General features: G+C 53.8%; 13 protein-coding genes. 7 read left to right on the forward strand and 6 right to left on the reverse strand.

Annotated elements, in window-relative coordinates:
* Positions 1-2: 2 nt before the first annotated feature.
* Genes CPA50_RS13735 through dapE form a run of 3 tightly spaced genes read left to right on the forward strand, consistent with a single transcriptional unit; the run spans position 3 to position 2,513 of the window.
* A complete protein-coding gene (locus CPA50_RS13735) occupies positions 3-344 on the forward strand; it encodes an ArsC family reductase (RefSeq protein WP_096783110.1) in 342 nt (113 codons plus the stop codon).
* A gap of 17 nt (positions 345-361) precedes the next feature.
* Entirely contained in the window at positions 362-1,390 is a 1,029-nt protein-coding gene (dapD, locus tag CPA50_RS13740; RefSeq protein WP_096783111.1) for a 2,3,4,5-tetrahydropyridine-2,6-dicarboxylate N-succinyltransferase, read from the forward strand.
* Complete coding sequence (gene dapE, locus CPA50_RS13745) at positions 1,377-2,513, forward strand: succinyl-diaminopimelate desuccinylase (protein ID WP_096783112.1); 1,137 nt, start codon at positions 1,377-1,379, stop codon at positions 2,511-2,513. Before dapD ends, dapE begins: the two co-directional genes overlap by 14 nt.
* 72 nt (positions 2,514-2,585) lie before the next feature.
* Here dapE and CPA50_RS13750 read toward each other — a convergent pair whose 3' ends face one another.
* Complete coding sequence (locus tag CPA50_RS13750) at positions 2,586-2,804, reverse strand: SlyX family protein (protein ID WP_096783113.1); 219 nt, start codon at positions 2,802-2,804, stop codon at positions 2,586-2,588.
* Between the two features lie 251 nt (positions 2,805-3,055).
* Here CPA50_RS13750 and CPA50_RS19850 point away from each other — a divergent pair, with 251 nt between their 5' ends.
* Positions 3,056-3,598 carry a cold-shock protein gene (locus CPA50_RS19850; protein WP_096783114.1) on the forward strand — a complete coding sequence of 181 codons (543 nt, stop codon included), beginning with the start codon at positions 3,056-3,058 and terminating at the stop codon, positions 3,596-3,598.
* Positions 3,599-3,663: 65 nt separating this feature from the next.
* Here CPA50_RS19850 and CPA50_RS13760 read toward each other — a convergent pair whose 3' ends face one another.
* The 3 genes from CPA50_RS13760 to CPA50_RS13770 form a co-directional block, all read right to left on the reverse strand.
* A complete protein-coding gene (locus tag CPA50_RS13760; RefSeq protein WP_096783115.1) occupies positions 3,664-4,038 on the reverse strand; it encodes a hypothetical protein in 375 nt (124 codons plus the stop codon).
* Positions 4,010-5,431, reverse strand: a complete 1,422-nt coding sequence (locus tag CPA50_RS13765) for a hypothetical protein (protein ID WP_096783116.1) — start codon at positions 5,429-5,431, stop codon at positions 4,010-4,012. Before CPA50_RS13765 ends, CPA50_RS13760 begins: the two co-directional genes overlap by 29 nt.
* Positions 5,432-5,563: 132 nt before the next feature.
* Positions 5,564-6,004: a VOC family protein gene (locus CPA50_RS13770; RefSeq protein ID WP_096783117.1), complete on the reverse strand. Its 441-nt coding sequence runs from the start codon at positions 6,002-6,004 to the stop codon at positions 5,564-5,566.
* Positions 6,005-6,117: 113 nt separating this feature from the next.
* Between CPA50_RS13770 and CPA50_RS13775 the strand changes: the two genes are divergently transcribed.
* The 3 genes from CPA50_RS13775 to CPA50_RS13790 all read left to right on the forward strand — a co-directional run bounded on the left by CPA50_RS13775 (position 6,118) and on the right by CPA50_RS13790 (position 10,222).
* The gene (locus CPA50_RS13775; protein ID WP_096783118.1) at positions 6,118-7,035 is read left to right on the forward strand and encodes a DUF1853 family protein; all 918 of its coding nucleotides are present in this window, start codon (positions 6,118-6,120) and stop codon (positions 7,033-7,035) included.
* 194 nt (positions 7,036-7,229) lie between these two features.
* Positions 7,230-9,098, forward strand: a complete 1,869-nt coding sequence (locus tag CPA50_RS13785; protein ID WP_096783120.1) for an MFS transporter — start codon at positions 7,230-7,232, stop codon at positions 9,096-9,098.
* A gap of 98 nt (positions 9,099-9,196) precedes the next feature.
* Positions 9,197-10,222: an NADP-dependent oxidoreductase gene (locus CPA50_RS13790; protein ID WP_096783121.1), complete on the forward strand. Its 1,026-nt coding sequence runs from the start codon at positions 9,197-9,199 to the stop codon at positions 10,220-10,222.
* Positions 10,223-10,256: 34 nt separating this feature from the next.
* Here CPA50_RS13790 and CPA50_RS13795 read toward each other — a convergent pair whose 3' ends face one another.
* Together CPA50_RS13795 and CPA50_RS13800 are read right to left on the reverse strand one after the other, a co-directional pair.
* The gene (locus CPA50_RS13795; RefSeq protein ID WP_413772166.1) at positions 10,257-11,222 is read right to left on the reverse strand and encodes an NAD(P)H-quinone oxidoreductase; all 966 of its coding nucleotides are present in this window, start codon (positions 11,220-11,222) and stop codon (positions 10,257-10,259) included.
* A 67-nt stretch (positions 11,223-11,289) separates the two neighbouring features.
* Entirely contained in the window at positions 11,290-12,474 is a 1,185-nt protein-coding gene (locus tag CPA50_RS13800; RefSeq protein WP_096783123.1) for a DUF3524 domain-containing protein, read from the reverse strand.
* Positions 12,475-12,477 lie beyond the last annotated feature (3 nt).

The raw sequence follows: 12,477 nt of genomic DNA on the forward strand, positions 1-12,477 counted from the left end.
TTATGAAGCTCTATGGCATCCGGAATTGCGATACCGTCAAAAAGGCCCGTAAATGGCTTGATGAGCAAAACATCGCCTATGAGTTCCACGACTTTAAAAAAGAGGGGCTGGACGAAGCCCGCCTGATCCAATGGGAAGAAGCCGTGGGATGGGAAATTTTGCTGAACCGCCGCGGCACGACATGGCGCAAACTCAGCGAAGAGGTTCGTGATACCATTAGCGCCCAATCTGCCCATGACATCATGCTTGAAAACACCTCCATCATTAAACGGCCCGTGGTCGAGCATGAAGGGTCTGTTTATGTCGGCTTTAACGCCAACGACTGGGCAACACTGATTAACTAAACAGGAGCAACCCGTATATGAGCTTTGCATTCGGTATCGGTATCGGCACCCAAAACAATCAGGGCGAGTGGCTAGAGGTTTTTTACCAGCAGCCGATCATGAAACCCGAAAGAGAGCTGATCGACGTGGTAGAGACTGCCCTAGACTACAAAGGCGGCAATCACGCTATTCAGGTAACCGCAGAGCAACTGACTCAGTTTGCCAATGCGTTGCGTCAGACTGGCGCAACTGGCCAGGCATCTCTCGCGGAAAAAGCAGCCAGCAGCAAGCGCCCGGTTGTCGTGACCGTTCTTGAAACAGACGACGCCGCCTCCAGCACTCCGGAGGTCTACCTCAAACTGCACCTGATCTCCCACCGCCTGGCCAGACCTCATGGCGTCAAACTTGACGGCATCTTCGGCCTGTTGCCAAACCTGGCCTGGACCAACGAGGGCGCAGTTGACCTGAATGAACTACCTGAACGCCAGCTGAAAGCGCGCCTGGAAGGGCGCACACTGGAAGTCAAATCTGTAGACAAATTCCCGCAGATGACAGATTACGTGGTGCCCAAAGGCGTCCGTATTGCAGACACGGCTCGCGTGCGCCTCGGCGCCTATGTGGGTGAAGGCACAACGGTAATGCACGAAGGCTTCATTAACTTCAACGCCGGTACTGAAGGTACCAGCATGATTGAAGGCCGTATTTCCGCTGGCGTTATAGTCGGCAAAGGATCCGACCTTGGTGGCGGCTGTTCCACCATGGGCACCCTGTCCGGTGGCGGCAACATGGTTATTTCTGTTGGTGAAAACTGCCTGATCGGCGCCAATGCCGGCGTTGGCATTCCCCTGGGTGACCGCTGCAAGGTTGAGGCTGGCCTCTATGTTACTTCCGGTACAAAAGTGGCTTTGCTGGATGACAGCAACCAACTGGTCGAAGTGATCAAAGCCCGGGATCTGGCCAACAAGCCCGACCTGCTATTCCGCCGCAACAGCCAGACTGGTGCAGTTGAATGTAAAACCAACCAATCTGCCATTGAGCTGAACGAAGAGCTGCATGCAAACAACTGATTCTAAAACACTCGAACTGGCCATCGACCTGATCAGCCGGCCGTCAGTAACACCTGACGACGCCGGTTGTCAGGAATTGATGATGTCCCGCCTGGCTCCTCTGGGTTTTATTGGCGAGCACATGCGTTTTGGCGACACAGATAACCTCTGGGCCCGCAAAGGTTCAGAGGGACCCGTGCTGGCTTTTGCAGGTCACACTGATGTTGTCCCCACAGGGCCTGAAAAAAACTGGGCACACCCTCCGTTTGACCCTGTCATCACGGACGGCTACCTGTACGGTCGTGGCGCCGCCGATATGAAGGGCAGCCTTGCGGCATTCATCACTGCGTGTGAGCGTTTTGTAAGCGCTCACCCGGATCACCATGGCTCTATTGCCCTGCTGATTACAAGCGATGAAGAAGGCCCGGCCCACAACGGTACCGTTAAGGTGATTGAAGCCCTGGAAGACCGGTCGGAGAAAATGGACTGGTGCCTGATAGGCGAACCCTCCAGCACCCGGGAAGTCGGAGATGTCATCAAAAATGGCCGCCGCGGCTCATTGCATGGTTATCTGACGGTGAAAGGGACTCAGGGCCACGTAGCCTACCCTCACCTTGCGGAAAATGCGGTTCATAGTGTTGCACCGGCTCTGCACACCCTGGCCAACGAGTTCTGGGACAACGGCAACGACTATTTTCCACCTACAACATTTCAGATCACGAAAGTGGAAGCCGGCACGGGTAGCAATATCATTCCCGGAGAATGTCTGGTGCATTTCAACTTTCGTTACTGCACTGAAAATACGGCGGAAAGCCTTGAAGAGAGGGTTGTGGCCATCCTTGACCGGCACAATCTCAAATATGACCTGCAGTGGCATCTCAGCGGCCGCCCGTTCCTTACCGACAAGGGTGCTTTAGTCGCTGCCAGCCAGAATGCTATCCGTAATGTGACAGGGCGGGAAACGGAACTGTCCACCTCAGGAGGCACGTCTGATGGTCGCTTCATTGCACCTACAGGGGCTCAGGTCGTAGAACTTGGCCCGATCAATGCCACCATTCACAAGATAGATGAGTGCGTGAAGGCTGATGATCTGGATACCCTGTCCCTGATCTACGAGCAGATACTTGTAGAACTGCTGGCCTGAACGGCTGCCTGACAAGCTGACAGTTGTACCTGGAATGCCGGAGCAGATGCTCCGGCATTTTTATTCGCGGCATCAATAGTGGGGCGGAGGAGCTTCCTCTTCTTCCCGCTTTATGTTGGACGATGAAACATCCTTCAGTTGGTTGTGCAATAGCCGCTTGGCGTTCCAGAGCTCACGGATATCCATCTCCTGTTTCGCTAACTGTTCGCTCAGGGTGTTGATAACGTCGTCCTGAAAGGCAAGCCGGGTTTCAAGCTCATCCAGTCTGGCTTGCAGATCCTTATCGCTCATCGGGTACCGAAACTCCTTCGCATGAATCGTTCAAGTGGATGGGTGAGGAATGTAATCAAAAGCACTCTTAAGGCCAGGTTCGGCATGACGACTTGGTCAGCAGTCGGAATAATCTGTTATCATGCCGCTTTTACCCGCCCGAACTTCCGTTTTACCGGAAATCAGGCGGCATTCACTGGCCGGATAAGCGATTTTACCCGATATCCGGTTTTTTATCGTCAGAGTTAGTAAAAATGGAGAATTCTTAGTCAATGCGTAATCCAGCCAAAGCGATCCTTGTTGCTCTCCTGATCGCTATTCCAGCACCGTTGGTACTTGCCCTGCTGCTCTCATTTACCCCTGAACCTCTTCGCCTGATTGCCGTTGGCGAGTTTGTAGAGGCCCTGGGCAGCACCCGTGGCATTGCCGCTTACATCATCACCTTTATTGTTTTCGGTATTGCGGGTTTTCTGGCCGCTGCAGTTTCAGCCAGACAGCAACCTGTCCGCAGCACGTCTCAGCACGGAAATTCGGCGCCGAGGAATCAGAATTCCGACCAGAGCTACGCCGATGATGATGGAGACTACGATGACAACAGCCCTGAAGGCGACGAAGAAGGCACTGTGAAGTGGTTTAACGTTAAAAAAGGTTTTGGCTTTATCGTTCGTGAAAGCGGAGACGAAGTCTTTGTCCACTTCCGTGCTATTCGCGGCAGTGGTCGCAGGGTACTACGCCAGGGCCAACTGGTTCGTTTCAGCGTAGTTGATGCGGACAAAGGCCTGCAGGCAGACAACGTTTCCATTCTGAGCGAATGAAACGTCAGTTGATGTAAAAAAGGCAGCCCTATTCATACGGGCTGCCTTTTTTTGTTTCTGCCTGTTCAGTTCCAGACCACCAGTTGTTCACCCCGGTCATCCAGCCGCCACCACCTTTCATCTTCTGGCAGCTCATCCTCTTTCCACTCTCCAGAGCTGCAGCGGACTTCTGTATCCAATGCACGCCATGCACTCCGTGCGCATTCCAGATCACTGTTCCAGGGTAACCGATTACCCTCAATAAGCAGTGACGTATACCGCTTACCAAAAGCTTGCGGATACAGTGTTATTTTCAGGCGGTCTTCACCAAAACAGGCTGAGCCTTTGATGATGGATGAAACATCACTGTCATCCAGTGCCAGCTGCGAAATATGGTTTCCCAGCCAACGACTAACCACTCCGCCTTCCAGGTCACGGATGTAGATTTCCAGATCCTGCACTCGCAGATTCTCCATGCTGATGGTCACAATGGAGCACATAGTGAACCGGCCCGCGCCGCGCTGCAACCCAGCGTTCCAGTTCCTGACGCAAGTCTTCCTCCGAAAGCCTGCGCAACGCTCCGGCAGATTTGCGCTCGTGCCACGCAACTTCCGCAGCCGCTCGCAACAAACTGACTTCTTCCAGTGACTGCTCAATCTGGTTCAACGGCTCTTGCCGTGCAATGGCAACCAGGCTTTGACGCCTGAGAGTATCCTCCTGCCCGGAGAGCGCCATCGAGCTGACAGGCCCGCGCCGGGCGAAGAGATCAAGCCTTGCCGCTGCGCGCTCTACCCACTGCAGCATTCCCCCTGGCGAGCTCACACAACGGCTCCGCCGCGAAGCTGCAAACTGAATAGCGGATTCAGGTAGCTGAATGTTCCATCGCCGCTCAATAGCCGCCTGGTGAGCGACCAGAATTGCCTTGCGCTGCATAGTACTGGAAGGACACATATCGAACACTGCCAGCTCCCGGCCCAGGCGCTGTTCCAGTGTATTGCAGGCGCCGTCACTGCCTGACGAATCTGGCCCCAGAAGCACTACAGGGCCTTCCCAGCGCAGAACCAGCTCAGACACAAGACCAGATGGCTGATCTAAAAACATCAGAAGATCCGCAGGCGTCACATTATCAAGAACAAGGACAGGCCAGGGCTTAATGGTAGCTGCCGGGATCACGGCGAGATCACTAGCCATCAGCTCAACTTCGCGACGCAGATCCATCTCGACATAGGGTTGCGTAAGTGAATCCAGCAGGGAACTCAGCCATGAGGACTTCCCTCCCCCGCGCGCTCCCCGAATCCAGACCAAAGCACCAGGAACCGCAGCGAGTGTAATGGCAACATCTTCGGCCAGTTCAATCCACTCAGGGTCGGTAATTACAATCGGCGCAGATTCATGCTCTTCTATGCCGGGCGGCTGCGGGCTCTCACCGGGATTAAACAGGTCACCCGGTGACGGCCAGCGAAGAACAAGCTCCAGAACTGCGACATAGGCTTTTCCCTGTAAACGTTCCGCATTCCGCGCAAGCACCTCCAGAAGCTGAGGCCAGTCCAGCCAGACAGCAGTACCAAAGGCTTCCCGCGCAGTTGCCAGCCAATAAATCAACTGAGAGGAAAGCAAACCTTCACCCCCCACCTCTGTCACTATCGGCTGTTCACACTGGATGGTTCGTATCAACTCATCCATGTCCACACCGGAGCCGCGCAGGAAGCTGCTTGCAGAGGGGCTGGAGTCCAGCAGTGCAAGCAAGAAGTCTTCAACCGTAATAACCTTGCCGCCACGGCGATCAACATTATCGCGGGCATTCAGCAGCGCAGCCTGACATTGAGGGGTAAGGCATCCTTGCCAGTCTTCCATGAAACATCTCCCTGTTTTATCGCACCATCCTGATGCAGTAGAAGTTATACCAACAATTTTTGCTCAAAAGCCTTCTGTGATTTCATGAGTGTTTTCATGCAGCTTCATTTATCACGGGCTGACCGGCCCAGTTTACCAGATACCCGTATTTTCCATACTAACCCAGGGTTCTTTGGGTGCGAGCGCTTCGCCTTTTTGCAGCAACTCGATCGATATGCCATCAGGCGACCGGACAAACGCCATGTAACCATCCCGGGGCGGGCGGTTGATGGTTACACCATTTGCCTGCAACTTCTCACAAAGTACATAGATATCATCCACTCTATAAGCCAGATGGCCAAAGTTACGACCTCCGGAGTATTCTTCCGGATCCCAGTTACAGGTCAACTCCAGCATAGGGGCCTTGTCTTCACGAGCCCTGGACTCATCTCCGCTTGCGGCAAGGAATACAAGTGTAAAACGACCCTTCTCGTTACTTTTACGATCGATTTCGACCATACCCAGCAGATCGCAGAAAAAATTCAGGGTTTGCTCAAGGTTGCTTACACGGATCATCGTATGTAGGTATTGCATACACTCTCCTGTTATCTACGATTACATCGTCTAACGAATCATTTCAGGCAAGCTCACGCTCCATATGCACACACTCATCTTTATTACCTTGCAGTTTACGGTATTCTGGAAAAATGACTGTAAACCTCAACTCACAGCTGATCAATTCCTACCAGACACCTGCAATACGCCACCTTGCATGGTTGTGTCAGGCTCCGCAACTGATGCATTCACCAATCACATTTGAACCTGCACAGTATCTGCCGCCAGACTATCCCGACACCCTTGCCGCCTGGGACAAGGACACAGAAACTGCACCACCACTGCTTGGCGAACCACCACAACGCAGGCTGGGCTTCTATTTCGAGCGACTGTATCAGGTATTACTCGAAGACCTGCTGGGCTGGCCCATTCTGCTGAAAAACCAGCAGATCCAGTCAAACGGACGCACCATTGGCGAACTGGATTTTGTGGTGCTCAACAAGAAAAATGATTGCATTGAACACCACGAGATTGCTATCAAATTCTATCTGGGCGTTTCCGGGCAAAATGGCTCAACACTCTGGTATGGCCCCAATGCCCGTGACCGGCTGGACAGGAAAACAACCAGTCTGCTGGAACAGCAAAGCCGCCGCACACAACTCCCGGAAACCCTGGCATTACTCTCTGAATTTGATATCACCGGCCCGCTGACACCGCGGGTTTTCATGCCGGGATATCTTTTCTATCCTGATGATCAGCAGGTTGAAACCCCGGACTATGTTCCGGAAAACCACCTGCGCGGCCGCTGGATGTACGCCCACGACGCAAGAAAACTGAACACATCACACTGGGTTGTACTCAACAAACCACACTGGATTGGCAACTGGTGTCAGAGCGTACAGCCTGATAAAGAACATGTGCTGGAAGCGCTGACGCGTGTAGAGAGCAAATCAGTTCCGCAACTGTTCGCAATCATGCAGGAAGACCATCAGACGGGTAGCTGGGCCGAGACAGACCGTCTGTTTGTTGTACCTGAAGCCTGGCCCGGAATCTCACAGCCGCGATATTGACCTTCAGTAACAGAACCTCATATGCCTGAATAATTTCCTTCAGGCACTGCCTTGTGCTCATCCTTAAGCCCTTGCTCCCGCAAAAAGGTTGTTATCATCTTGCGGATTCGATAGTTTTCACTGCGGTGGCAAATCAGCGCAGTAATAGAACGGCCAAGTGAGTGCACCCAAACAATGGATAAAGGATAGATCTCATGGATGATCACGGTCAGTTTCGTCTGCTTGCAAAGCGCCGCTTCCTGCCATTTTTTTTGACGCAATTTTCCGGTGCTTTCAACGACAATCTGTTCCGCAATATCCTGCTGCTGTTAATTACCTATACCGCAGGTGGATTAATGGGCCTGCCGATTGATGTGGCCGTGAACATTGCAGCTTTCCTGTTCATTCTGCCGTTTTTTCTGTTCTCAGGAATTGCAGGCCAACTGGCTGACAAGTATGAAAAATCCCGGGTTATCCGCTGGGTAAAACTGGCAGAAATCGCCATCATGGTGCTGGCCGCCATTGGCCTCTGGCACGAGTGGTACGGGGCCTTGCTGCTGCTGTTATTCCTCATGGGCGTGCAGTCCACCTTCTTTGGGCCGGTCAAATACGCCCTTCTGCCCCAGGTGCTCACGAATGATGAACTGGTGGGTGGCAATGCTCTGGTGGAAATGGGCACCTTCGTTGCAATTCTGGTGGGTACACTGGCCGCCGGCCTGTTAATGGGCAGTGAGCAGCCTGAAAAGCTGGCTGCGGTCGGCGTAGTAGCTATCGCCGCTATTGGCTATCTGGCCGCACGACAGGTTCCCGTAACTGGCGCTACAAACCCACAAATGACCATTGGCTTCCGGCCGCTGAAAGAAACCTGGAACCTGATGCGGATGGCAGCTGAAAACTACTCGGTACTGCTGTGCATCATCGCCATTTCCTGGTTCTGGTTTCTGGGTGCCGCCTACCTCACCCAATTCCCCAGCTTCGCCCAAACGGACCTGATGGGAGACGAAACCGTTGTCACCCTGCTGCTAGCCGTATTCACCATAGGAATCGCACTGGGCTCAGTGGCCTGTGAACGGCTGTCCGGGCACCGGATCGAACTGGGTATCGTACCCATTGGTTCTCTCGGCATCAGCCTGTTCGGGCTGGACTTATACTTCAATATGCCCGCCAACCCGGTGCCAACCGACTGGTGGATGATCATCACTGACAGCCAGCACCGGCAGGTGGCAATTGATCTGCTGGGTATCGGCTTTTTTGGCGGCCTTTTTATCGTACCGCTTTATGCATTTGTGCAACGGGAAACCCCGGAACCCCGGCGTGCCCGCGTAATCGCAGCGCTAAACGTATTCAACGCCCTGTTCATGGTGGTCAGTGCCGGCATGGGGATCTTGATGCTGGGCGTGATCAACATCAGTATTCCCGAATTCTTTCTGGTGCTGTCCATCATGAACCTGGTCGTGGCAGGCTTTGTTTACCAACAAGTGCCGGAATTCGCCTTACGGTTTATTGTCTGGGTGCTGTCACACACTATCTACAGGGTTCGTCATGAAGGCCTTCACAGGATTCCGGAAGAAGGTCCGGTTCTGCTGGTTTGTAACCACGTAACCTACATGGATGCACTGGTTATCGCCGGTGCTGTACGCCGTCCCATCCGTTTCGTGATGGACTACCAGATCTTCAAAATGCCCGTTCTTGGTGCCCTGTTCAAACTCGCAAAGACCATTCCGATCGGTCCAAGAAATAAAGTGCCGGAGATCTACGATAACGCCTTCGAACGCATCGATGAAGAACTGGACGCAGGCAACGTGGTATGTATTTTCCCGGAAGGCCGGCTCACCTGTGACGGCGAAGTGGGGCCCTTCAAAAAAGGCGTTGAAATCATCCTGAAGCGCAGGCCTGTACCCGTTGTGCCACTGGCACTCCGAGGTCTTTGGGGCAGCTTTTTCAGCCATTGTGGTGGGCCGGCACTAAGCCACCTTCCAAAGCGGTTCTGGTCGCGGATTGAATTGGTGGCTGGCAAGCCAGTTTCGGCAGAGAAGGCGAATGCTGAAGTTATGGAGGAGCAAGTAAAAAGCTTGAGAGGTTGACCACAACACCAATCTGCTTCACGCTAATCTGGTTTCGTTACGCAACCCAAGGAGCAACACTGCTCCGAATTACCTCACGGCAGACAGGGAGGAACATCATGAGCAACTATCGAAATCGCGCCATCGTCCTGAAGCAACGCCCCAACGGGGAAATCCAGGAAGGCGATCTGGTTATGGAAGAGCGCCCGGTGCGCGAACCCGGAGAGGGCGAGGTCGTTGCACAGATACTATGGCTGTCTCTGGACCCCTACATGCGCCCGCGTATGAATGATGCCAAAGGTTATATGGACCCTATCGCCATTAATGAGCCCATTACCGGCGAAAGCGTTGCGCGAATTGTAGAATCCCGGTCAGACAAGCTGAAAGTTGGTGATCTGGTCACCTGTTATTCAGGCTGGCAGGAATACGTCACCTTCCCGGCCGATGCACCTATGGTTTACAAAATCCATCAGAAAGACGGCGTTCCGCTACAGGCTTACCTTGGTGTTGCAGGCATGCCAGGCCGAACCGGATACTGTGGCCTGACCTATGTGGGCAAGCCTAAAGCAGGCGAAACCGTGGTCGTTTCAGCAGCATCCGGCCCAGTAGGGACAGTAGTTGGCCAGACCGCGAAAACAGACGGTTGTCGGGTAGTTGGTATTGCCGGTGGTCCGGAAAAGTGCAGCTATGTGGTAAATGAACTGGGTTTTGATGCCTGTGTGGATTACAAGGCGGGGAACCTGAATGCCGATCTTGAAGCCGCCTGCCCCGACGGCATCGACATCTATTATGAGAACGTAGGAGGCGACGTCACCCGGGCCGTAGCGCCATTGCTTAACCCCGGAGCCCGCGTACCCATTTGCGGTTATGTCTCAGCTTACAATGCAAAAAGCACAGACAAAGTAGAGACTCCATTCGACATTCTCAAGCGCCTCGATCCGGTTCCGGAGCATCGCTTTTTCCTGGTCACCGAGTGGCAGGATAAACACCAGGAGATTACCGATATTCTTACGAGCCGCATTGCCTCAGGCCAGCTCAAATACCGCGAAACGGTTGCTGAAGGCCTCGAAAATGCAGTCGAGGCCTTCAAAGGTATGTTGAAGGGCAGGAACTTCGGCAAGCAACTGGTGCATATCACCGATTAAAGCAGTGGCTGTTCTTTGCCGGGAAGGTTAAGGGTTACTCAGCAATCCTGAGAAGAACCTTCCCGGTATTCCTGTTGGCCGCCACATGCGCCATGGCTTCCTCAACCTCATCAATGGACCAGGCGCTGTCGATCAGGGGCTCAATCTGGCCCGCCACCAGCAATGGCCAGACATTCCGGTGCAACGCCTGCATGACACGTCCTTTGTCTTCCACTGAGCGGGATCGCAATGTAGAACCAATCAGCCTGTGGCGTTTCATCAACATAAGACCCAGATCAACTTCCGCAGATCGTCCCCCCATCAGGCCTATCAGAATAATTCTGCCATCGGCATTCAGAACTTTCTGATCTTCCTTGATGTAGCTGCCGCCAACCGGGTCCAGCACCATATCCACACAGCCCCAGTTCTTCACCGCGTCCACAAAAGAGCCGTCTTTCCGGTTCCACGTGCCTGTTGCGCCCAGTTTCCGGCAGACTTCCAGCTTTTCTGCATCACCGGCAGTCGCGAATACCGGGTTACCAAATGCCGTGGCAATCTGTATAACAGCGGTGCCCAATCCACTGGCGGCAGCGTGCAACAACACCCTCTCGCCAGGTTTGAGATCGGCTTCCTGATAAAGATTTAACCAGGCAGTCGCAAATACCTCAGGTATAGCAGCAGCTTTTTTCAACGAGAATCCCTTGGGGACCGGCAGCACCTGAACCGCGGGAACAACAACCTTGGTAGCATAGCCACCGCCGGTAAGCAGGGCACACACTTCGTCGCCTCGCGCCAGGCCTGTCACTGCGCTACCAACCGCCGCTATACGACCGCTGACTTCCAGCCCCAAAATATCAGAAGCGCCAGGGGGCGGAGGATAAACCCCGGCCCGCTGTGACAGATCGGCACGGTTTACAGCTGTCCAGACAACGTCGATTTCTACGTGGTCTGCCGGCAGTTCATCAAAGCCCGCACAGTCTTCCCATGAAAGGGAAGCACCGGTTATCTTGATTGCTTTCATCATGTATTAAATCTCGGTACTTACGGGTGCCCGGCCAAAAAATCAGTGTCCGGTCAGGAATATGCGGTCAGGATAACCCATGTGACTGAATGGTTGTAATGAGGATGTTTTCATAACCCGACTTTAATGCATCACAACTGAAGCTCCGTACGTCTGGCACGGTCAACTGGCCCCCCTGGCTTTTGCCAGCCTGGTGTTCAATCAGCGTCGCTGCGTGCGCAGCCTCAGCCTGGATATCCTCGCCACAATCCGGATACACATATTCCGGAGCAAACAATTCCGGGTAGGCTTCACGCTTTGGCACAACAGGCACACAACCAGCCGCCACCGCCTCAAGCACAGCCAGCCCCTGAAACTCGTGCAGCGCCGTTGAGAGAACCACATCTGCACTTTTTAACCATTGGTAATACTCTGTGCGACTTGAGGCGTACCCAAACTGAACAAGCCGGTGGGAAAATTGCTGCTGAACAAGCATCAGGGCTTCCGGTACTTTCCGGAAACTCTCACCAAGGATGCACACCTGAAAGTTCACCGCCCTGCGATCCAGTTCCTGCAAAATCGCAAGCAGCCGGTCGGGGCCCTTGTCATATTCCCAACGCGCGGCCCAGACAATTCTTATCGGCGACAAGCAGGGCCTGGCGTCAGGGCTGCCACCCCATAAACGCTCTAGTTCACCGGAGCCCCGGCGTTCCGAGGTGTGGCGGAATACATCGTCATCTATGGGGACCGGCAAAACCCTGGATTTCTCAGCAATTCGTTCGAGCGTTCCCTCAGGAATACCATCGGGCAATCGTCGGAAGAGTTTCTCAATACCTTCAAGAAAACTCCGCCGGTTCCAGTCGCTGTTGAACAGAACCGCTTCGGCAGCGACAGCGCTGTAAAGGTTCACCATTTGAGGGTCGATGCTGCTGTGCTGGTCATCGGATGCCGGATAGGCAAACTGGTTTTCATGCATATAGAGAAGCGCTGGCGTATGGGCCAGATTCGGATGAAAGCCCCGGATTGACGCCAGATCTACCATCGACGTCACGAGCAGCAGATCCCAGCTCTCTTTCAGCAGGGGCTCGTTCAGCCAGGTAAGCGCGTTACCCCGGATCCGCCAGCGGAAGAACCTGGGCGAAAGAAACAGCACCTGCCACTCAAACTCCGGCTGGCTATGCACCAGTTGTTCTCTCCAGCGGCGATGGCTGCCCGCATCATAGGCAGAAAGCAGGAGAATTCTGGGTTTTCGGAGAGTGGACGTTTTGGACATAGG

This window comes from Marinobacter sp. ANT_B65 (assembly GCF_002407605.1).
Lineage (GTDB): Bacteria > Pseudomonadota > Gammaproteobacteria > Pseudomonadales > Oleiphilaceae > Marinobacter.